Raw genomic sequence first — 20967 nt, 5'->3', positions numbered from 1 at the left:
GGACAGCCGGACAGCCCGGGCGGGCATGAACTGTCCATATATGTACGGAAATTTACCTGGTTCGCATCTGCCGGGAGACCTTTCCCACAGCGGCGGACCCGGCGCCCCGCCGGGACGCGCCCCTGTGTCGCGCGGAGAACACGCAGGTGAGGCCCTGATTCGGGGCACGCCGGGAGCGAGGGAGGCCCCCGTGCCGCCGGGAACGGTCACCCGGGCCCCATGTCCGCCTGTGCAACTCTTTTCCCTGCTTCGGGGTCCGACATCGTGTCGACACGGCCACCGCCGAGCCTCTTCTCGAGGCGGCAGGGCAGCAGGGAGCAGCCGACGACCGAGGGAGCCGCATGAGCGAGCAGAGCAGGAGCACCGGCCGAATACGGGGCACCGGCAGCCGCCGCAGGAAACCCTCGCGGGGCCGCCGGGTGAAGACCGTGGCGCTGTGGACCGCCGCCGCGGTGGTCGTGGCCGGAGGATCCGGGCTCGGTTACGCGTACGTCACGCTCAACGGCAACCTCAAGGGCGTCAACATCAACGCCGCACTGGGTACGCAGCGCCCCGACGACGTGGACAACGGTTCGCAGGACATCCTGGTGCTGGGATCGGACTCCCGCTCCGGCGCGAACTCCGGGTACGGCGCCGACGAAGGCTCCGCGCGGGCGGACACCGCGATGATCGTCCATGTCAACGAGGGGCACACCTCCGCGAGCGTGGTCTCCATCCCGCGGGACACCCTCGTCGACCGTCCTGCCTGCACGAGCGACACGACCGGGAAGCAGGTCGGCGCGGAGCACGGGACGATGTTCAACTCCGCCTACCAGGTCGGCGGACCGGCCTGCGCGGTGAAGACCGTCGAGTCGATGTCGGGCATCCGCATGGACCACTACGTCGAGGTCGACTTCACCGGGTTCAAGAAGCTCGTCGACGAGCTCGGCGGCGTCAGGATCACCACTTCGCAGGCGATCGACGACCCCGACAGCCATCTCGCGCTGAAGCCCGGTCCGCACACCCTGAGCGGGGAGCAGTCGCTCGGCCTCGTCCGTACGCGCCACGACGTCGGCGACGGCAGCGACCTGGGCCGCATCCAGCTCCAGCAGGCCTTCGTGAAGGCGCTGATGGACCAGGCGAAGAGCGTCGGGGTGTTCTCGAACCCCAAGACGCTCTTCGGCCTCGCCGACACCGCGACGAAGGCCGTCACCACCGACTCGGAGCTGGCGTCGGTCAAGAAGCTCACCGGCTTCGCGAACGGACTGAAGGGCCTCGGCTCCGAGGACGTCCACATGGTCACGCTGCCCGTCGAGTACGACCCGGCCGACCCGAACCGTGTGCTGCCGCAGGAAAAGGCGGACCGGCAGGTGTGGGCGGCGCTCAAGCGGGACCTGCCGATCCCCGCGTCCGCCACCGCGAAGTCGGCCGGCGACAAGGGCGAAGCGGGAGACGTCGTACGGTGACGGCGCTTTTCGTCACCGGGTGGTCGCGGAGTGTTCCCGGAACGCGCGGGGAATATGCGCGGCCGGTCCTCCGTTTTGGGAGATACGGCCGGTCCTGGCAGACTGGTACGTCGGTCCCGGTTCACGGACGCGCAATCCGCGCGTACGACCCGGCGCCCTCCCGAAACTAGGAGACACCTTGAAGCGCGACATTCACCCCCAGTACGTCGAGACCCAGGTCAGCTGTACCTGCGGTGCGTCGTTCACCACCCGGAGCACCATCGACAACGGTGCGATCCGCGCCGACGTCTGCTCCGAGTGCCACCCGTTCTACACGGGCAAGCAGAAGATCCTCGACACCGGTGGCCGTGTGGCCCGCTTCGAGGCCCGCTTCGGCAAGGCTGCCGGCTCCGCCGCCAAGTAGCGAGCCATTGCGCCGGTTCCCGGCGCCCTCTTGCGGGGGCGCCGGGGCCGGCGTTTTTTCCGGCTGTGCGGTCCCGGGGCGTCCTCGGGACCGCACGGTCGGCAGCACGCCGTCCAGCAGGCCCGAAGACGTATGACGCACGGAACCAGGAGCCCGAAGATGTTCGAGGCGGTCGAGGAACTGATCGGCGAACACGCCGATCTCGAGAAGAAGCTCGCCGACCCGTCGGTCCACGCCGACCAGGCCAACGCGCGCAAGCTCAACAAGCGCTACGCGGAGCTGACCCCGATCGTCTCCACGTACAGGTCCTGGAAGCGGACCGGTGACGACATCGGCACCGCACGCGAGTTCGCCGCCGACGACCCCGACTTCGCCGCCGAGGTCAAGGTCCTGGAGAAGCAGCGCGAAGAGATCACCGAGAAGCTCCGGCTCCTCCTGGTCCCGCGCGACCCCAGCGACGACAAGGACGTGCTCCTGGAGATCAAGGCGGGCGCGGGCGGCGACGAGTCCGCCCTGTTCGCCGGCGATCTGCTGCGCATGTACCTGCGGTACGCGGAGCGCGTCGGCTGGAAGACCGAGATCATCGACTCCACCGAGTCCGAGCTCGGCGGCTACAAGGACGTCCAGGTCGCCGTGAAGACCAAGGGCGGCAACGGTGCCACCGAGCCCGGTCAGGGCGTCTGGGCCCGGATGAAGTACGAGGGCGGCGTGCACCGCGTGCAGCGCGTGCCCTCCACCGAGTCGCAGGGCCGTATCCACACCTCCGCCGCCGGTGTGCTCGTCACGCCCGAGGCGGAGGAGGTCGACGTGGAGATCCACGCCAACGACCTGCGCATCGACGTCTACCGCTCCTCGGGACCCGGCGGCCAGTCCGTCAACACCACCGACTCCGCGGTCCGCATCACGCACCTGCCGACCGGCGTCGTCGCCTCCTGCCAGAACGAGAAGAGCCAGCTCCAGAACAAGGAGCAGGCCATGCGCATCCTGCGGTCCCGGCTGCTGGCCGCGGCCCAGGAAGCGGCCGAGCAGGAAGCCTCCGACGTCCGCCGCAGCCAGGTCCGTACCGTCGACCGGTCCGAGAAGATCCGCACGTACAACTTCCCGGAAAACCGGATCTCGGACCACCGCGTCGGCTTCAAGGCGTACAACTTGGACCAGGTGCTCGACGGCGAACTCGACGCCGTCATCCAGGCCTGCGTGGACGCCGACTCCGCCGCCAAGCTCGCCGCCGCATAAGCTGCGCCCCGCCCCGCACGTGAACCTGTACGGAGAACCGCGATGAACCTGCTGCTCGCCGAGGTGGCCCAGGCCACTCAGCGGCTGGCCGACGCCGGTGTCCCCTCGCCGCGTTTCGATGCCGAGGAACTCGCCGCATTCGTGCACGACGTCAAGCGGGGCGAGCTGCACCATGTGCCGGACGCCGACTTCGACGCCCGCTACTGGGAGACGATCGCCCGCCGCGAGGCCCGCGAGCCGCTCCAGCACATCACCGGCCGCGCCTTCTTCCGCTACCTGGAACTCCAGGTAGGCCCCGGCGTCTTCGTGCCCCGCCCGGAGACCGAGTCGGTCGTCGGCTGGGCGATAGACGCCGTCCGCGCGATGGACGTCGTCGAACCGCTGATCGTCGACCTCTGCACGGGATCGGGCGCCATCGCCCTCGCCATGGCCCAGGAGGTGCCGCGCTCGCGCGTGCACGGCGTGGAGCTGTCCGAGGACGCCCTGCGCTGGACGCGGAAGAACGCCGAGGGGTCCAGGGTCACCATCCACCGCGGAGACGCCCTGAGCGCCCTCCCCGAGCTCGACGGCCAGGTCGACCTGGTGATCTCCAACCCGCCGTACATCCCGCTCACCGAGTGGGAGTACGTGGCGCCCGAGGCCCGCGACCACGACCCGCAGATGGCGCTCTTCTCCGGTGAGGACGGCCTCGACACCATCCGGGGCATCGAACGCACCGCGCACCGTCTGCTGCGGCCCGGCGGTCTCGTCGTCATCGAGCACGCCGACACCCAGGGCGGCCAGGTGCCGTGGATCTTCACCGAGGAGCGGGGCTGGGCCGACGCGGCCGACCACCCCGACCTGAACAACCGGCCCCGGTTCGCCACGGCACGCAAGGCCATGCCGTGACCACCGGGACACCGGAAGCGCACCACCCCTACCCGCCAGACCCGTACATGTCCGAGGAGGCCGGCTGATGGCACGGCGATACGACTGCAACGACGCGACCGACCGTACGACCGGCCTGCGTGAAGCCGCGTCCGCCGTCCGCCGCGGCGAACTGGTCGTGCTGCCCACGGACACCGTGTACGGGATCGGCGCGGACGCCTTCAGCTCCGAGGGTGTCGCCGACCTGCTCGACGCCAAGGGCCGTGGCCGCAACATGCCGACGCCCGTGCTGATCGGCTCCCCGAACACCCTGCACGGCCTGGTCACCGACTTCTCCGAGCAGGCGTGGGAGCTCGTCGACGCCTTCTGGCCCGGAGCCCTCACCCTCGTCGCCAAGCACCAGCCCTCACTGCAGTGGGACCTCGGCGACACCCGGGGCACCGTCGCCATCCGGATGCCGCTGCACCCGGTCGCGATCGAGCTCCTCACGGAGGTCGGCCCGATGGCCGTCTCCAGCGCCAACCTCACCGGACACCCCTCGCCCGAGGACTGCGACGCGGCCCAGGAGATGCTCGGCGACTCCGTGTCCGTCTACCTCGACGGCGGTCCGACCCCCGGCATCGTCCCGTCCTCCATCGTCGACGTCACCGGCAAGGTCCCGGTGCTGCTGCGGGCCGGCGCGCTGTCCGTCGAGGACCTCCGGAAGGTAGTGCCCGACCTCGAGGTGGCCAATTGACCGCCCCTGAGGGGCGTGGCATAGCGGGGCGACACGACACTTTCCGCATCCTCCACGTCAGCACCGGCAACGTCTGCCGCTCGCCCATCACCGAGCGGCTGACCCGCCATGCCCTGGTGGACCGCCTCGGCGATCCGCTCAGCGGCGGCCTGATCGTGGAGAGCGCGGGCACCTGGGGGCACGAAGGCGCGCCCATGGAGGCCAACGCCGAGGTCGTCCTCGCCGACTTCGGCGCCGACGCCACCGGCTTCGTCGGCCGCGAGCTGCTCGACGAGCACGTGATCCGCGCCGACCTGGTCCTCACCGCCACCCGCGACCACCGCGCCCAGGTGATCTCCATGGGCCACTCGGCGGGCCTGCGGACCTTCACCCTGAAGGAGTTCACCCGGCTCGTCCGGGCGATCGACCCCGCGACGCTGCCCGACGCCCGCGAGGAGGGCGTCGTCGAGCGCGCCCGCGCACTGGTGCGCGCGGCGGCGGCACTGCGCGGCTGGCTGCTGGCGCCCACCGCCGAGGCGGACGAGGTCTACGACCCGTACGGCGCCCCGATCACGTTCTTCCGCTCCATCGGCGACGAGATCAACCAGGCGCTCGATCCCGTGGTGACCGCGCTGACGGGCGTGCGCGACCCGCACTGACACCGCCGGGAGCCGCGGGAGCCGCCCGAGCCGGCCCCGTGCCGACGGGTACGCGGACCCTCACCGGCGGGCACCCGGGCCCCGAGTGCGCCCGACCGGCGTACGGGGCCGCACGGCGGCAGGCAAGGGGCGCGGAGCGGGCCTACATTGGATCTGAAGCCAGCCCCCTTCCCAGGCCCGGAGCCGTCAGATGCCGGTCACCACTCCAGCCGCACCCGCAGCCGTGCCCCCGTCCGACACCGCGCTGCCGCAGGACTTCGGCGCGCTGGCCCGACAGGATCCGGAGATCGCCGGCATCCTCCAGGAAGAGGTCCTGCGCCAGTCGAGCACGCTGCAGCTCATCGCCGCAGAGAACTTCAGCTCACCCGCGGTCTTCGCCGCCCTGGGCTCCCCGCTCGCCAACAAGTACGCCGAGGGCTACCCGGGCGCCCGCCACCACGGCGGCTGCGAACAGGCCGACGAGGCCGAACGCGTCGCTGTCAGGCGTGCCATGTCGCTCTTCGGCGCCGAGCACGCCAACGTGCAGCCCCACTCCGGCTCCTCGGCGGTCCTGGCCGCCTACGCGGCGCTGCTGCGCCCCGGCGACACCGTACTGGCCATGGGACTCCCGTACGGGGGGCACCTCACCCACGGCGCCCCCGGCAACTTCTCCGGCCGCTGGTTCGACTTCACCGGATACGGCGTCGACCCCGACAGCGGGCTCATCGACTACGCACAGGTCCGCGCCCTGGCCCGCGCCCGCCGCCCCAAGGCGATCGTCTGCGGCTCGATCTCGTACCCGCGCCACCCCGACTACGAGACGTTCCGGGACATCGCCGACGAGGTCGGCGCGTATCTGATCGCCGACGCCGCCCACCCGATGGGCCTGATCGCCGGGGGAGCTGCGCCCAGCCCCGTCCCGTACGCGGACGTGGTGTGCGCCACGACGCACAAGGTGCTGCGCGGGCCCCGCGGCGGCATGATCCTGTGCGGCGCGGAGCTGGCCGAGCGGCTCGACCGCGCGGTGTTCCCGTTCACCCAGGGCGGCGCCCAGATGCACACCGTCGCGGCCAAGGCCGTCGCGTTCGGAGAGGCGGCGACCCCGGCCTTCGCGCTCTACGCCCACCAGGTGGTCGCCCATGCGCGGGTGCTCGCCGCCGGACTGGAGGCCGAGGGCTTCGAGATCACCACGGGCGGTACGGACACCCACATCGTCGTCGCCGACCCCGGCCCGCTGGGCGTCGACGGCCGCACCGCCCGGGAGCGGCTCGTCGCGGCGGGCATGGTCCTCGACACCTGTGCCCTGCCGTACGGGGACGCCCGCGGGATCCGGCTCGGCACCGCGGCCGTCACCACCCAGGGCATGGACGAGTCCGACATGGCGCGGATCGCCGCCCTGTTCGGCGCGGCCGTACGGGACGGGGCCGACGCGGAACGGCTGCGGGCCGAGGTGCGTCAACTCACAGAGCGGAATCCGCCGTACCCGGGGTAGGCGATGTCTGTGCAACCATCACCCGTACCTTGGAGTCCTTGTTCATGAGACTAGGGTGTGGGGCTGAGATGGTCGGCGAAATCTGTGGGGCAGCCCGTGCGTGATTACCTGCTGACGCTCTGTGTCACGGCCGCAGTTACCTATCTGCTGACCGGGCCGGTGCGGAAGTTCGCCATCGCGGTCGGGGCGATGCCCGCGATCCGTGCGCGCGACGTACATCGAGAACCGACACCGCGGCTCGGTGGCATCGCCATGTTCGGCGGACTGTGTGCGGGACTGATCGTCGCGGACCACCTGTTCAACCTGAACGGTGTCTTCGAGCTCTCCAACGAACCGCGTGCGCTGCTGTCCGGCGCCGCGCTGATCTGGCTGATCGGCGTCCTGGACGACAAGTTCGAGATCGACGCGCTGATCAAGCTCGGCGGGCAGATGATCGCCGCAGCGGTCATGGTCATCCAGGGTCTGACGATCCTGTGGCTGCCCATCCCCGGCGTCGGCACGGTCGCCCTCACCCAGTGGCAGGGCACGCTGCTCACGGTCGCGCTGGTCGTGATCACCATCAACGCGGTCAACTTCGTCGACGGCCTGGACGGCCTCGCGGCCGGCATGGTCTGCATCGCGTCCGCGGCGTTCTTCCTGTACACCTACCGCCTCTGGTACGGGTACGGAATCGAGGCGGCGGCCCCCGCGACGCTCTTCGCCGCGATCCTGATGGGCATGTGCCTGGGCTTCCTGCCGCACAACATGCATCCGGCCCGGATCTTCATGGGCGACTCGGGGTCGATGCTGATCGGCCTGGTGCTGGCCGCGGGTGCGATCTCCGTCACCGGGCAGGTCGACCCGGACGCCATGAAGCTCTTCGAGGGCAGCGAGCGGCAGGCGACCCACGCGATGCTGCCCGTCTTCATCCCGCTGCTGCTGCCGCTGACGATCATCGCGATCCCGGCTGCCGACCTGGTGCTCGCGATCGTGCGTCGCACCTGGAACGGACAGTCGCCGTTCGCGGCCGACCGCGGTCACCTGCACCACCGGCTGCTGGAGATCGGGCACTCGCACAGCAGGTCCGTGCTGATCATGTACTTCTGGTCCGCGCTGATCGCGTTCGGCGCGGTCGGCTACTCCGTGCACTCGGCGTCGCTGTGGATCGTCCTGGTGATCGTGGGCCTCAGCGCCGTGGGTCTGGTGCTGCTGCTCATGCCGCGCTTCACCCCGCGCGCTCCCCGCTGGGCGGAGGCGTTCGTGCCGCCGCGCTACCGGCGCCGCGGCGGTGACGAGGCGGGGGAGCGGGGCTCGTACGCCGTTGCGGGGGAGGCCCCGAAGGATCAACAGCAGCCCGCAGGCTCGCAGATGGCCTCCGGGACCCCGGAACAGGTCCCGGTGGCCGTGGGCGTCTCCGGCGTCAACGGGGCGACCGCGATCGGCGCCCGTTCTCGGTTCGGCAATCGTGACCGCGCCGATTCGTCGCGTTGACGATTCGGACGCCGAGGCTCATTACCAGGCAATGTGCCGTGTTGTCCTGCACACACGCGCGGACTAACTCTCATGTGTGACAGTTGGCACACTTTCCAGGTAAAGACCTCATCAAATAGTTTGTGATACCGTTCACTAAGCCCGGTGACGGAGCCGAAGGACCCTAGTGAGACGGTCCATCGGCCCGAGGCATCGACTCGGACCGGGCCTACGCTCGTCCATGACGACACCACTGCCCACCCCCTGCACAAGCGGAGTTGCCGCCATGCCGTCCAACGACGTCCGGACTCTCCTCCAGGCCGCCGTGCCCACCGCTGTCGCCGGCGCAGTTGCCGCCGCGATCAGCGCCGGCATCGCCGGTGGCAAGGGAGCCCTGGGTGCGGTCGTTGCGACGCTGGTCGTGATTCTCTTCATGGGGATCGGACTCGTGGTCCTGGAACGGACCGCCAAGTCCCTGCCGCACTTGTTCCAGGCAATGGGGCTGATGCTGTATACGGCACAGCTCCTGCTGCTGTTCATTTTCGTCGCCGTGTTCAAGGACACCTCGCTGTTCAACCCGAAGGCCTTCGCGATCACGCTGGTTGCGACGACTCTCGTGTGGATCGGCGCACAGGCGCGTGCGCACATGAAGGCCAAGATCCTCTACGTCGAACCCGAGTCCAGCGAGGGTGACAAGCCCAAGAAGAAGGGCCCGTCGGCGTGAAGGGTAGGGGCGGAATAAGGGTGCTCTCCGGACCCTGCTATCGTCCGGTTTCAACTGCGGCACTGCGGGCGCGGGCATGTGAGCTGACGCCTGCTCGATCGCGAGGCTCAATGCCTGACTGCCGCTCACACATTCGTAACACCAGTCCAGTGCCGAACCGCGGCCGTGCGCCGCGCCGACACATCGAGGTTGCCGTACCTATGCGCCACGCTGAAGGAGCCCGCGGTGAGTGCTGACCCGACACAGGTGCTCGCCTTCGAGACCGATTGCCACATCTTCGACGGTTGTGGTTTCCCGGCACCCGGCTTGCACTCGTTCCTGTTCGAGCCGCTGTGGGGTGACCCGGACAGCAACTTGTACTTCAACAAGCCGATGCTGTTGGCGCTCCTCGGCTCGCTCATCATCGTCGGTTTCTTCTGGGCGGCGTTCCGGAAGCCCAAGATGGTCCCCGGCAAGCTGCAGTCGATCGCGGAGATGGGCTACGACTTCATCCGTCGCGGCATCGTCTACGAGACCATCGGCAAGCGCGAGGGCGAGAAGTACGTCCCGCTGGTCGTGTCGCTGTTCTTCTTCGTCTGGATGATGAACCTCTGGTCGATCATTCCGGTCGCCCAGTTCCCCGTGACGTCGATCATCGCGTACCCGGCGGTGCTGGCGGCGATCGTCTACGTGCTGTGGGTCAGCCTGACCTTCAAGCGCCACGGCTTCATCGGTGGCTGGAAGAACATCACCGGCTACGACAAGTCGCTCGGCCCGGTGCTGCCGCTGGCCATGTTCATCGAGTTCTTCTCGAACCTGCTGGTCAGGCCGTTCACGCACGCGGTGCGACTGTTCGCGAACATGTTCGCGGGTCACACCCTGCTGCTGCTGTTCACGATCGCCAGCTGGTACCTGCTCAACGGCATCGGTATCGCCTACGCCGGCGTCTCGTTCGTGATGGTCATCGTGATGACCGCGTTCGAGCTCTTCATCCAGGCGCTGCAGGCGTACGTCTTCGTACTCCTGACCTGCACCTTCATCCAGGGCGCGCTCGCCAAGCACCACTGAGCACCTGCTCCCTGACCACAGTCGTCGGTGGCCAACCCCCACCGGTACGTAAAGAAAAGGAAGAACAGGCATGTCCCAGACCCTTGCCGCTGTCTCCGGTTCGCTCGGCTCCATCGGTTACGGCCTCGCTGCCATCGGCCCCGGCGTCGGCGTCGGCATCATCTTCGGTAACGGCACCCAGGCTCTTGCCCGTCAGCCCGAGGCTGCCGGCCTGATCCGCGCCAACCAGATCCTCGGCTTCGCCTTCTGTGAGGCGCTCGCCCTCATCGGTCTGGTCATGCCGTTCGTCTACGGCAAGTAGATCTTCGGATCCACGACCAGCCACCTAGACGAAAGGCACTGATGTGAGCCAGCTGCTTACGGTCGCGGCCGAGGAGATGGAAAATCCCCTCGTCCCGCCGATTCCAGAGCTCGTCATCGGCCTCATCGCCTTCCTCATCGTCTTCGGCTTCCTCGCCAAGAAGCTCCTCCCGAACATCAACAAGGTTCTGGAAGAGCGTCGCGAGGCCATCGAAGGCGGTATCGAAAAGGCCGATGCGGCCCAGACCGAGGCCCAGAGCGTTCTTGAGCAGTACAAGGCTCAGCTCGCCGAGGCCCGCCACGAAGCCGCCCGTCTGCGCCAGGAGGCGCAGGAGCAGGGTGCCGTCATCATCCAGGAGATGAGGACGGAAGGTCAGCGGCAGCGCGAAGAGATCATCGCCGCCGGCCACGCCCAGATCGAGGCCGACCGCAAGGCCGCGGCTTCCGCGCTGCGCCAGGACGTGGGCACGCTCGCCACCGCCCTGGCCGGCAAGCTCGTCGGAGAGTCCCTCGAGGACCACGCCCGGCAGAGCGGCACCGTCGACCGTTTCCTCGACGAGCTCGAGGCGAAGGCCGAGGCTGTCCGATGAACGGAGCGAGCCGCGAGGCACTGGCTGCCGCACGTGAGCGTCTCGACGCACTGACCGACAACACGTCGGTCGACGCGGCGAAGCTCGCCGAGGAGCTGGCAGCCGTCACCGCGCTGCTCCACCGCGAGGTATCGCTGCGCCGGGTCCTCACCGACCCGTCGCAGGGCGGCGAGGCGAAGGCCGAGCTGGCCGGACGGCTGCTGCGCGGTCAGGTGGGCGGCGAAGCCGTGGACCTGGTCTCCGGCATGGTCCGCTCCCGCTGGTCGCAGTCGCGTGACCTGGTCGACTCGGTCGAGGAACTGGCGAACACCGCAGACCTCACCGCCGCCCAGCGCAGCGGCGCGCTCGACGACGTCGAGGACGAGCTGTTCCGGTTCGGCCGGATCGTCGGTTCCGACAAGGGACTGCGCTCCGCGCTGACCAGCCGGACGGCGTCCACCGCCGCCAAGGGCGAGCTGCTCCGCAGCCTGCTCGGCGGCAAGGCGCAGCCCGTCACCGAGCGCATCGTCACGCGTCTCGTGACCCAGCCCCGTGGACGTAGCCTGGAAGCGGGACTCGACTCCCTGTCCAAGCTCGCCGCGGAGCGCCGGGACCGCATGGTCGCCGTCGTCACCTCGGCGGTGCCGCTGTCCGATCGGCAGAAGCAGCGCCTCGGCGCCGCTCTGGCGAAGATCTACGGCCGGCAGATGCACCTGAACCTGGACGTGGACCCCGCGGTCCTCGGCGGGATCTCGGTGCGCGTCGGTGACGAGGTCATCAACGGCACGATCGCGGAGCGCCTCGAAGAGGCCACCCGCCGGATGGCCGGCTGACAGCGAGCAGCGCAACCGCACCAACTGAACGAGCAAGAACAGCGGCCCGGTTGGGCCGTGCAGAAATTGCAGAAGATTCCTGGGGGTCGCCCCCAGACCCCCTTAAGAAACTTCGGGCCCAACAAGGAGAGCAGGGAACCCAGATGGCGGAGCTCACGATCCGGCCGGAGGAGATCCGGGACGCACTGGAGAACTTTGTCCAGTCGTACCAGCCGGACGCGGCCTCGCGCGAGGAGGTCGGTACGGTCAGCGTTGCCGGCGACGGCATCGCGAAGGTGGAGGGCCTGCCCTCCGCCATGGCGAACGAGCTGCTGAAGTTCGAGGACGGCACCCTCGGTCTCGCCCTCAACCTCGAGGAGCGCGAGATCGGTGCGATCGTCCTCGGCGAGTTCAGCGGAATCGAGGAGGGCCAGCCGGTGCAGCGCACCGGTGAGGTGCTCTCCGTCGGCGTCGGCGAGGGTTACCTCGGCCGCGTCGTCGACCCGCTCGGCAACCCGATCGACGGTCTCGGCGAGATCGCGACCGAAGGCCGCCGCGCCCTCGAGCTGCAGGCCCCTGGCGTCATGGTCCGCAAGTCGGTGCACGAGCCGATGCAGACCGGCTACAAGGCCGTCGACGCCATGGTGCCGATCGGCCGCGGCCAGCGTCAGCTGATCATTGGTGACCGTCAGACGGGTAAGACCGCTCTGGCTGTCGACACGATCATCAACCAGCGCGACAACTGGCGCTCGGGCGACGTGAACAAGCAGGTGCGCTGCATCTACGTCGCCATCGGTCAGAAGGGTTCCACCATCGCCTCCGTGCGAGGTGCCCTGGAAGAGGCCGGCGCGCTCGAGTACACGACCATCGTCGCCGCCCCGGCGTCCGACCCGGCCGGCTTCAAGTACCTGGCGCCGTACACCGGTTCGGCCATCGGTCAGCACTGGATGTACGACGGCAAGCACGTTCTGATCATCTTCGACGACCTTTCGAAGCAGGCCGACGCCTACCGCGCCGTGTCGCTTCTGCTGCGCCGTCCGCCGGGCCGTGAGGCCTACCCGGGCGACGTCTTCTACCTGCACTCGCGTCTGCTGGAGCGCTGCGCCAAGCTCTCCGACGACATGGGCGCCGGTTCGATGACGGGCCTCCCGATCGTCGAGACCAAGGCGAACGACGTGTCGGCGTTCATTCCGACCAACGTCATCTCCATCACCGACGGCCAGTGCTTCCTGGAGTCCGACCTGTTCAACGCGGGTCAGCGTCCGGCGCTCAACGTCGGTATCTCGGTCTCCCGAGTCGGTGGCTCCGCCCAGCACAAGGCCATGAAGCAGGTTTCCGGCCGTCTGCGCGTGGACCTCGCCCAGTACCGCGAGCTGGAGGCGTTCGCCGCCTTCGGTTCCGACCTGGACGCGGCCTCCAAGGCTTCGCTGGAGCGCGGCAAGCGCATGGTCGAGCTGCTGAAGCAGCCCCAGTACGCCCCGTTCCCGATGGAGGAGCAGGTCGTCTCCGTCTGGGCCGGCACCACGGGCAAGATGGACGACGTCCCGGTCGAGGACATCCGCCGCTTCGAGGGCGAGCTGCTGGAGTACCTGCGCCGTGAGCGCAAGGACCTCCTGACCAGCATCGCCGAGGGCGGCAAGATGTCCGACGACACGCTGCAGTCGATCGCCGACGCGATCGCAGCCTTCAAGCAGCAGTTCGAGACCTCGGACGGCAAGCTTCTGGGCGAGGGCTGATCGATGGGCGCTCAGCTTCGCGTTTACAAGCGCCGCATCCAAGCCGTCACCGCGACCAAGAAGATCACCAAGGCGATGGAGATGATCGCCGCCTCGCGCATCGTCAAGGCGCAGCGCAAGGTGACGGCGTCGATGCCGTACGCGACCGAGCTCACCCGCGCGGTGACCGCGGTGGCGACCGGCTCCAACACCAAGCACCCGCTCACCACCGAGGCCGACGCCCCGGTGCGGGCCGCGGTCCTGCTCCTCACGAGCGACCGCGGTCTGGCCGGCGGCTATTCCTCCAACGCCATCAAGGCGGCGGAGCGGCTGCGTGAGCGGCTGGCGGCCGAGGGCAAGGAGGTCGACACGTACATCGTCGGCCGCAAGGGTGTCGCCTACTACGGGTTCCGTGAGCGCAAGGTCGCGGAGTCGTGGACCGGCTTCACCGACAGCCCGGAGTACGCGGACGCCAAGAAGATCGCCGCGCCCCTGATCGAGTCCATCCAGAAGGACACGGCCGAGGGTGGCGTCGACGAGCTGCACATCGTCTACACCGAGTTCGTGTCGATGATGACGCAGAACGCGGTCGACGGCCGGATGCTGCCGCTCTCGCTCGACCAGGTCGCGGAGGAGAGCGGTGCGAAGGACGAGATCCTTCCGCTGTTCGACTTCGAGCCGTCGGCCGAGGACGTCCTCGACGCCCTTCTGCCGCGCTACGTCGAGAGCCGCATCTACAACGCACTGCTGCAGGCAGCCGCTTCCGAGCACGCTGCCCGCCGCCGCGCGATGAAGTCGGCGACCGACAACGCCGGGGATCTGATCAAGAGCCTCTCCCGGCTTGCCAACGCGGCCCGCCAGGCCGAAATCACCCAGGAAATCAGCGAGATCGTCGGCGGTGCAGGTGCGCTGGCCGACGCGTCCGCGGGGAGTGACAAGTAATGACGACGACAGTTGAGACGGCCGCTGCCACGGGCCGCGTCGCCCGGGTCATCGGCCCGGTCGTCGACGTGGAGTTCCCCGTCGACGCGATGCCGGAGATCTACAACGCCCTGCACGTCGAGGTCGACGACCCGGCCGAGGCCGGCGCTCGTAAGACGCTGACCCTCGAGGTCGCCCAGCACCTGGGTGACGGCGTGGTCCGCGCGATCTCGATGCAGCCCACCGACGGTCTGGTCCGCCAGGCCCCGGTGACCGACACCGGCAAGGGCATCATGGTGCCGGTCGGTGACATCACCAAGGGCAAGGTGTTCAACACCCTCGGTCAGATCCTGAACGAGCCCGAGGCCGAGTCGCAGATCACCGAGCGCTGGCCGATCCACCGCAAGGCCCCGGCCTTCGACCAGCTCGAGTCCAAGACCGAGATGTTCGAGACCGGCCTGAAGGTCGTCGACCTGCTGACCCCGTACGTCAAGGGCGGCAAGATCGGTCTGTTCGGTGGTGCGGGCGTCGGCAAGACGGTCCTCATCCAGGAAATGATCATGCGTGTGGCGAAGCTGCACGACGGTGTGTCGGTGTTCGCCGGTGTCGGCGAGCGCACCCGTGAGGGCAACGACCTCATCGACGAGATGACCGACTCGGGCGTCCTGGAGAAGACCGCACTGGTCTTCGGCCAGATGGACGAGCCGCCGGGCACCCGTCTTCGGGTCGCGCTGTCCGCCCTGACCATGGCGGAGTACTTCCGCGATGTTCAGAAGCAGGACGTGCTGCTCTTCATCGACAACATCTTCCGCTTCACGCAGGCCGGTTCCGAGGTCTCCACGCTGCTCGGCCGCATGCCGTCCGCAGTGGGTTACCAGCCGACCCTGGCCGACGAGATGGGTGTGCTCCAGGAGCGCATCACCTCGACGCGTGGTCACTCGATCACCTCGATGCAGGCGATCTACGTTCCCGCGGACGACCTGACCGACCCGGCCCCGGCCACCACGTTCGCCCACCTCGACGCGACGACGGTTCTTTCCCGTCCGATCTCCGAGAAGGGCATCTACCCGGCCGTGGACCCGCTGGACTCCACGTCCCGCATCCTGGACCCGCGCTACATCGCGCAGGACCACTACGACACGGCCAGCCGCGTCAAGGGGATCCTGCAGAAGTACAAGGACCTCCAGGACATCATCGCGATCCTCGGTATCGACGAGCTGGGCGAGGAGGACAAGCTCGTTGTCCACCGTGCCCGTCGCGTCGAGCGCTTCCTGTCGCAGAACACCCACGCCGCCAAGCAGTTCACCGGCCTGGACGGTTCGGACGTGCCGCTCGACGAGTCGATCGCCGCGTTCAACTCGATCTGCGACGGTGAGTACGACCACTTCCCCGAGCAGGCGTTCTTCATGTGCGGTGGCATTGAGGACCTCAAGGCCAACGCCAAGGAGCTCGGCGTCTCCTGAGCCTCCGGCTCACCGAGGGGGGTGGGTGTGTCCCGCCCCCCTCACCACGCCCCGTAGAATTGACCCAACACCCGGCATGACCGCCGGGTGGTGACCCGAGGAGCCACCCTTGGCTGCTGAGCTGCATGTCGAGCTGGTCGCCGCGGACCGCAGTGTCTGGTCCGGCGAGGCCACCCTCGTTGTCGCACGTACCACGTCCGGCGACATCGGCGTCATGCCCGGTCACCAGCCGCTCCTGGGTGTGCTGGAATCGGGCCCGGTGACGATCCGTACGAGCGACGGCGGGACTGTTGTCGCCGCTGTGCACGGCGGTTTCATCTCGTTCGCTGACGACAAGCTCTCGCTGCTGGCGGAGATTGCCGAGCTTGCGGACGAGATCGACGTCCAGCGCGCGGAGCGTGCGCTGGACCGTGCGAAGTCGGACACGGACGCCGCCGCCGAGCGGCGTGCCGATGTGCGACTGCGTGCGGTGGCGGTGTCCTGACACCCCCACGATGTGTTTTTTGACTCAGCCGCGGCCCGAGCTGGAATTATCCAGACCGTGTCGCGGCTGAGGCGATGCAGGTGCAGTCCGGTTCGGTTCGGTATCCGTTACTCGACGATGCGAGGAGGTCGGTGGAGATGGTCCTCGCTTTGTGGGTGGGCGGTCTGGTCGTCGTACTGGTCGCGGTGGGTCTGTTCGTCTTCGGTCTGCGCAGGCGGCTGATCCAGCGTTCCGGCGGGACCTTCGACTGCAGTCTGCGCTGGGACGTGTCGCAGGAACCGGACCCGTCCGGCAAGGGCTGGGTGTACGGCGTCGCGCGCTACAGCGGTGACCGTGTCGACTGGTTCCGGGTCTTCTCCTACGCGCCCCGTCCGCGCCGCGGCCTGGAGCGCTCCGCGATCGAGGTGGTCGCGCGCCGGCTGCCCGAGGGCGAGGAGGAGCTGGCACTCCTGTCCGACTCCGTCGTGCTCGGCTGTCTCCACCGGGGGACCCGCCTGGAGCTGGCGATGAGCGAGGACGCGCTGACCGGCTTCCTCGCCTGGCTCGAGGCGGCTCCGCCCGGCCAGCGAGTCAATGTGGCTTGAGTAGAGGGTCCCCGCTGGTTGGGGGTTCCCCCGGACGGAGTCCGGGGGATGGTGAACGTGGCCTGAGGGCCCGCAGACATGCGAAAACCGGGGAGACAGGGGGCGGACCTGTCTCCCCGGCGCTTTTCGGGGGCGTGCGTGCCTACGGCGTGGGGATCTAGTTGAGGCCGTTGTCCATGGCGCTCACGAGCTCGCCGTTGGCGGTGTCACCACTGAACTCCCAGAAGAACGCGCCTCCCAGGCCCTGGCTGTTCGCCCAGGCCATCTTGGACGTGATCGTCGCCGGGGTGTCGTAGCTCCACCAGTTGGTGCCGCAGTGGGCGTACGCGGTGCCGGCGATGGTGCCGGTGGCGGGGCAGGTGTTCTTGAGGACCTTGTAGTCCTCGTTGCCGGCCTCGTAGGTGCCCGGGGCCGCACCGGTCGCCGTGCCGCCGGGGGCGGACTGGGTCACACCGGTCCAGCCGCGGCCGTAGAAGCCGATGCCGAGGAGCAGCTTCGAGGCCGGGACGCCCTGGGCCTTCAGCTTGGCGATGGCCGCGGCGGAGTTGAAGCCCTCCTGCGGGATGCCGGAGTACGAGGTCAGCGGCGAGTGCGGGGCCGTCGGGCCCTTCGGTGCGAAGGCGCCGAAGAAGTCGTACGTCATCACGTTGTACCAGTTCATGGACTGCGCGGCGCCGGCGTAGTCGGCCGCGTCGATCTTGCCGCCCGTCGAGCCGTCCGCGGTGATCGCCGCGGTGACCAGGTTGTTGGCGCCGAACTTGGTCCGCAGGGCGGAGGCGACGTTCTTCAGTGCCGCCGGACCGCTGGTGTCACAGGTGAGGCCACAGGCGTTGGGGTACTCCCAGTCGATGTCGATGCCGTCGAAGACATCGGCCCAGCGGGGGTCCTCGACCAGGTCGTAGCAGGACTGCGCGAAGGCGGCCGGGTTCTGGGCTGCCTGCGGGAAGCCGCCGGACCAGGTCCAGCCGCCGAAGGACCAGAGGACCTTGATGTGCGGGTACTTGGCCTTCAGCTTGCGCAGCTGGTTGAAGTTGCCGCGCAGCGGCTGGTCCCACGTGTCGGCGACGCCGTCGACCGACTGGTCGGCGGTGTAGGCCTTGTCGTAGTCGGCGTAGGAGTCACCGATGGTGCACTTGCCGTTCTGGACGTTGCCGAACGCGTAGTTGATGTGGGTGATCTTCGCTGCGGAGCCGGAGGTCACGAGGTTCTTCACGTGGTAGTTGCGCCCGTAGACGCCCCACTCGGTGAAGTAACCGAGGTTGATCTTGTCACCGGTGCCGGGGCCCGGGTCCGTGGTGCCGGTGGTGCGGACGGCCACCGAGGAGCTGACCGGACCGGTCTGGTCGGCGGTGTCGCGGGCCTGCACCGTGTAGGAGTAGTCGGTGCCCTTGGTGAGACCGGTGTCGGTGTACGTCGTCGTGGTGACCGTGGCGACCTTGGCGCCGTCACGCAGGACGTCGTAGTTCTTGATGCCCTTGTCGTCCGTGGCGGCGGCCCAGGTGAGCTTCGCCGAAGTGTCCGTCACGTTGCCGGCGGTCGGAGTGCCGGGCTTCGACGGGGCGTTGTCGCCGGGAACGCTGCCGCCGTCACAGGAGGCGCCGTTCAGCTTGCAGCCGGAGGGGGAGCCGGTGCCGGTGCCGTTGAAGCCGAAGCTGATGCTGGCTCCCGGGGCGACCGTACCGTTCCAGCTGAGGTTCTTGGCGGTCCAGTGCGTTCCGGAGCTGGTGACGGCGGCGTCCCAGGCGGAGCCGACCGCGGTGCCGGAGGGGAAGTCCCACTCGATCGTCCAGGACGAGAGGGCCGTGGTGCCGGTGTTCTTGACCGTCCACTGGCCCTCGAAACCGGTGCCCCAGTCGGACTTCTTGACGTAGGTGGCCGTCGCCGAGGTGGCTGCCTCGGCGGGGGAGGCCAGGCCGACCATCGCGGCGAGCGGCAGAAGCAGCGCGGTGAAGCCCGCGACAGCCTTCGATCTGGTGGCTCCGCTGGCTCCGAATCTCCATCTGAGTCCGGATCGGCGTAGGGGGGTTTCAGTGCTCAACGGTGCTCCTCGGGTGAGGTCCGACATACGGGGGTGGTCCGTGGACTGCAAACCCTGCGTCGCCCTGAGAGCGCCTTGTCATGGCGTACTCACCGCAGTGTGCGTGTTCGGTGACATTAGGAAGGTCTGGACCAATCGTCAAGAGGTCCAGACCAAAGATCAGAGCTCAATCTCAGCGATCCAACTCCTGGGCGAGTACTGCCGCTTGGACCCGGCTCCGCAGCTCCAGCTTGCCCAGCAGCCTGCTGACGTGCGTCTTCGCAGTCGCTTCCGCCATCGAGAGCCGCTCCGCGATCTCCGCGTTCGACAGCCCTTCACCGAGAGCGCCCAGCACCTCGCGTTCCCGTCGGGTCAGCGCATCGAGCACCGCCGGATCCGGTGCATCCGGCCGGCGTACGGGCGCGGTTCCGGCGAACTCCGCGATCAGCCGCCGCGTCACGGCCGGCGCGATCAGCCCCTCGCCGCGCGCCACCGTACGCACCGCCTCCAGCAGGTCGTGCGCGTCGGTGTCCTTCAGCAGGAAGCCCGCCGCGCCCGCCCGCAGCGCCCCGAAAACGTACTCGTCCAGATCGAACGTCGTCAGCACCAGTACGTCGGCGAGCCGCTCCGCCACGACCTGCCGCGTCGCCGACACCCCGTCGAGCCGGGGCATCTGGACGTCCATCAGCACCAGATCCGGGCGCAGTTCGCGGGCCAGGCGCACGGCGCTCTCGCCGTCACCCGCCTCGCCCACCACCTCGATGTCCGGTGCGCTGCCCAGGATCAGTACCAGCCCCGCGCGCACCGCCGCCTGGTCCTCGGCGACCAGTACCCGGATCGTCATGTCCCCAACGTCCCTTCTTCGACGGGCAGTTCCGCCCGCACCTGCCAGATCTTCGTGCCGCCGCCCGCGGAAACGGGCCCCGCCTCGATCGTTCCGCCGAGCAGGGCCACTCGCTCACGCATCCCCACGAGGCCGGATCCCGAACCGGGTGCACGCGGTCCCGGGCGGCTGCCGAACACGCTGCTGACCTCCACCGTCAGCAGGTTCCCCGAGCGGCCGAGGCCGACCGCCACCGGACCCGGCGCGGCATGCTTCAACGCGTTCGTCAGGGACTCCTGGACGATGCGGTACGCGGCCAGCTCCACCGGTGCGGGCAGCCGCCCCGGCTCCTCGCGGGTGTCGGTGAGCGTGACGGTCAGTCCGCTGGACGCGGAATTGGCCCCCGCCTGTTCGACGAGGGCGTCCAAGGACGCCAGGGTCGGTGCCGCGCTCGGCCGGGCGTCGGCGCCGCCTGCGCGCAGCAGCCCGATCAGCCGCCGCATCTCCGCCAGGCCGTCGACGCTGTTCTGCCGGATCACCCCGAGGGCGTCGCGCGAGGTGTCCGGTTCGTCGATGGAGAGCGCGGCGGTGGAGTGGATGGCGATCGCGGAGAGGTGGTTGGCGACCATGTCGTGCAGTTCGCGGGCCATCCGGGAGCGCTCGGCGGTCACCGCCTGGGCCCGGTCCATCTCCGCCAGAAGCGCCGTCTGGTCGGCGCGCAGCCGGGCGGTCTCGGCGGCGTCGCGGTGGTTGCGGACGCTGACGCCGGTGATGGCGGGGCCGAACGAGACCAGTCCGGTGACGACGCCGATCAGCAGCGCCTCCGCGGTGCGGTACCAGGCGAGGAAGCCGATCGTGACCGCGACGGTGACCAGGAACGTGGCCACCGGGATCCGGCGGGCCGCGGCCGGCGTTCCGTACAGCACGGCGGCGTACACGATGTCGGTGAACATCAGCACGGTGGCCAGACTGCCCGTCGTGAACTGATCGGCGACCAGGGTGAGTGTGCCGACGACGAGTGCCGTGCGCGGTGCGCTCCGCCGGAGCAGTTCCAGCCCGGCCATGACCGCGAGCGGCACGAGGGTCACCCAGTGCGCGTCGAGGAGCCTGCCGTTCTGCGTGTGCAGGCCCGTAAGCCAGAGCACCAGACCGCCGGACAGCCCGATGACCGCGATCAGTACGTCGTGGCGGTGCGGGCGCGCAGAGAGGGACACCCGTCCATCCAACACGTCGGGGCGGCGCCGGACGTCCGTACGACGGGTG

General features: G+C 68.9%; 21 protein-coding genes. 18 read left to right on the top strand and 3 right to left on the bottom strand.

What is annotated here, in order from left to right:
- Positions 1 to 341 precede the first annotated feature (341 nt).
- From OG844_RS20570 to OG844_RS20485, 18 genes are all read left to right on the top strand, one after another.
- A complete protein-coding gene (locus OG844_RS20570; protein WP_406392145.1) occupies positions 342 to 1445 on the top strand; it encodes an LCP family protein in 1104 nt (367 codons plus the stop codon).
- Positions 1446 to 1623: 178 nt separating this feature from the next.
- The gene (gene rpmE / locus OG844_RS20565; protein ID WP_328905900.1) at positions 1624 to 1848 is read left to right on the top strand and encodes a 50S ribosomal protein L31; all 225 of its coding nucleotides are present in this window, start codon (positions 1624 to 1626) and stop codon (positions 1846 to 1848) included.
- A gap of 159 nt (positions 1849 to 2007) precedes the next feature.
- Positions 2008 to 3084, top strand: a complete 1077-nt coding sequence (gene prfA, locus OG844_RS20560) for a peptide chain release factor 1 (RefSeq protein ID WP_351165908.1) — start codon at positions 2008 to 2010, stop codon at positions 3082 to 3084.
- A gap of 42 nt (positions 3085 to 3126) precedes the next feature.
- Positions 3127 to 3972, top strand: coding sequence for a peptide chain release factor N(5)-glutamine methyltransferase (prmC, locus tag OG844_RS20555; protein WP_329207327.1), 846 nt, complete (start codon positions 3127 to 3129; stop codon positions 3970 to 3972).
- Between the two features lie 67 nt (positions 3973 to 4039).
- Entirely contained in the window at positions 4040 to 4687 is a 648-nt protein-coding gene (locus OG844_RS20550; protein WP_329207325.1) for an L-threonylcarbamoyladenylate synthase, read from the top strand.
- Complete coding sequence (locus OG844_RS20545; RefSeq protein ID WP_351165903.1) at positions 4684 to 5325, top strand: protein-tyrosine-phosphatase; 642 nt, start codon at positions 4684 to 4686, stop codon at positions 5323 to 5325. Before OG844_RS20550 ends, OG844_RS20545 begins: the two co-directional genes overlap by 4 nt.
- A 190-nt stretch (positions 5326 to 5515) precedes the next feature.
- The gene (gene glyA / locus OG844_RS20540; protein WP_406392141.1) at positions 5516 to 6796 is read left to right on the top strand and encodes a serine hydroxymethyltransferase; all 1281 of its coding nucleotides are present in this window, start codon (positions 5516 to 5518) and stop codon (positions 6794 to 6796) included.
- A gap of 84 nt (positions 6797 to 6880) precedes the next feature.
- Entirely contained in the window at positions 6881 to 8266 is a 1386-nt protein-coding gene (locus OG844_RS20535) for an MraY family glycosyltransferase (protein ID WP_406392139.1), read from the top strand.
- A gap of 265 nt (positions 8267 to 8531) precedes the next feature.
- Positions 8532 to 8969, top strand: coding sequence for a hypothetical protein (locus OG844_RS20530; protein WP_406392137.1), 438 nt, complete (start codon positions 8532 to 8534; stop codon positions 8967 to 8969).
- Positions 8970 to 9194: 225 nt separating this feature from the next.
- On the top strand, positions 9195 to 10016 hold the full coding sequence (atpB, locus tag OG844_RS20525) for a F0F1 ATP synthase subunit A (protein WP_406392135.1): 822 nt from the start codon (positions 9195 to 9197) through the stop codon (positions 10014 to 10016).
- A gap of 70 nt (positions 10017 to 10086) precedes the next feature.
- On the top strand, positions 10087 to 10317 hold the full coding sequence (gene atpE / locus OG844_RS20520; RefSeq protein WP_024884520.1) for an ATP synthase F0 subunit C: 231 nt from the start codon (positions 10087 to 10089) through the stop codon (positions 10315 to 10317).
- Between the two features lie 43 nt (positions 10318 to 10360).
- A complete protein-coding gene (locus OG844_RS20515) occupies positions 10361 to 10906 on the top strand; it encodes a F0F1 ATP synthase subunit B (RefSeq protein WP_406392134.1) in 546 nt (181 codons plus the stop codon).
- Complete coding sequence (locus tag OG844_RS20510; RefSeq protein ID WP_406392133.1) at positions 10903 to 11718, top strand: F0F1 ATP synthase subunit delta; 816 nt, start codon at positions 10903 to 10905, stop codon at positions 11716 to 11718. Before OG844_RS20515 ends, OG844_RS20510 begins: the two co-directional genes overlap by 4 nt.
- A gap of 143 nt (positions 11719 to 11861) precedes the next feature.
- Positions 11862 to 13433, top strand: coding sequence for a F0F1 ATP synthase subunit alpha (gene atpA, locus OG844_RS20505; RefSeq protein WP_329207311.1), 1572 nt, complete (start codon positions 11862 to 11864; stop codon positions 13431 to 13433).
- Between the two features lie 3 nt (positions 13434 to 13436).
- Positions 13437 to 14354 carry a F0F1 ATP synthase subunit gamma gene (locus tag OG844_RS20500; RefSeq protein ID WP_329207309.1) on the top strand — a complete coding sequence of 306 codons (918 nt, stop codon included), beginning with the start codon at positions 13437 to 13439 and terminating at the stop codon, positions 14352 to 14354.
- The gene (atpD, locus tag OG844_RS20495; RefSeq protein ID WP_329207307.1) at positions 14354 to 15796 is read left to right on the top strand and encodes a F0F1 ATP synthase subunit beta; all 1443 of its coding nucleotides are present in this window, start codon (positions 14354 to 14356) and stop codon (positions 15794 to 15796) included. The genes OG844_RS20500 and atpD overlap by 1 nt, the downstream gene beginning before the upstream one ends.
- Positions 15797 to 15905: 109 nt before the next feature.
- Complete coding sequence (locus tag OG844_RS20490; RefSeq protein ID WP_351165886.1) at positions 15906 to 16280, top strand: F0F1 ATP synthase subunit epsilon; 375 nt, start codon at positions 15906 to 15908, stop codon at positions 16278 to 16280.
- A 137-nt stretch (positions 16281 to 16417) separates the two neighbouring features.
- On the top strand, positions 16418 to 16864 hold the full coding sequence (locus OG844_RS20485) for a DUF2550 domain-containing protein (protein ID WP_406392130.1): 447 nt from the start codon (positions 16418 to 16420) through the stop codon (positions 16862 to 16864).
- 157 nt (positions 16865 to 17021) lie between these two features.
- On the opposite strand, the gene OG844_RS20480 is transcribed toward OG844_RS20485, so the two are convergent.
- From OG844_RS20480 to OG844_RS20470, 3 genes are all read right to left on the bottom strand, one after another.
- Entirely contained in the window at positions 17022 to 18902 is a 1881-nt protein-coding gene (locus tag OG844_RS20480) for a glycosyl hydrolase family 18 protein (protein ID WP_406392128.1), read from the bottom strand.
- A gap of 172 nt (positions 18903 to 19074) precedes the next feature.
- Positions 19075 to 19725: a response regulator gene (locus OG844_RS20475; protein WP_406392126.1), complete on the bottom strand. Its 651-nt coding sequence runs from the start codon at positions 19723 to 19725 to the stop codon at positions 19075 to 19077.
- Positions 19722 to 20918 (bottom strand): sensor histidine kinase, encoded by a 1197-nt coding sequence (locus OG844_RS20470; RefSeq protein WP_406392124.1) that lies wholly within the window; start codon positions 20916 to 20918, stop codon positions 19722 to 19724. Before OG844_RS20470 ends, OG844_RS20475 begins: the two co-directional genes overlap by 4 nt.
- Positions 20919 to 20967 lie beyond the last annotated feature (49 nt).

Source organism: Streptomyces sp. NBC_00887 (genome assembly GCF_045207585.1).
Note: the sequence above shows the minus strand (reverse complement) of the source record. Positions and strands in the feature narration are given on the sequence as shown.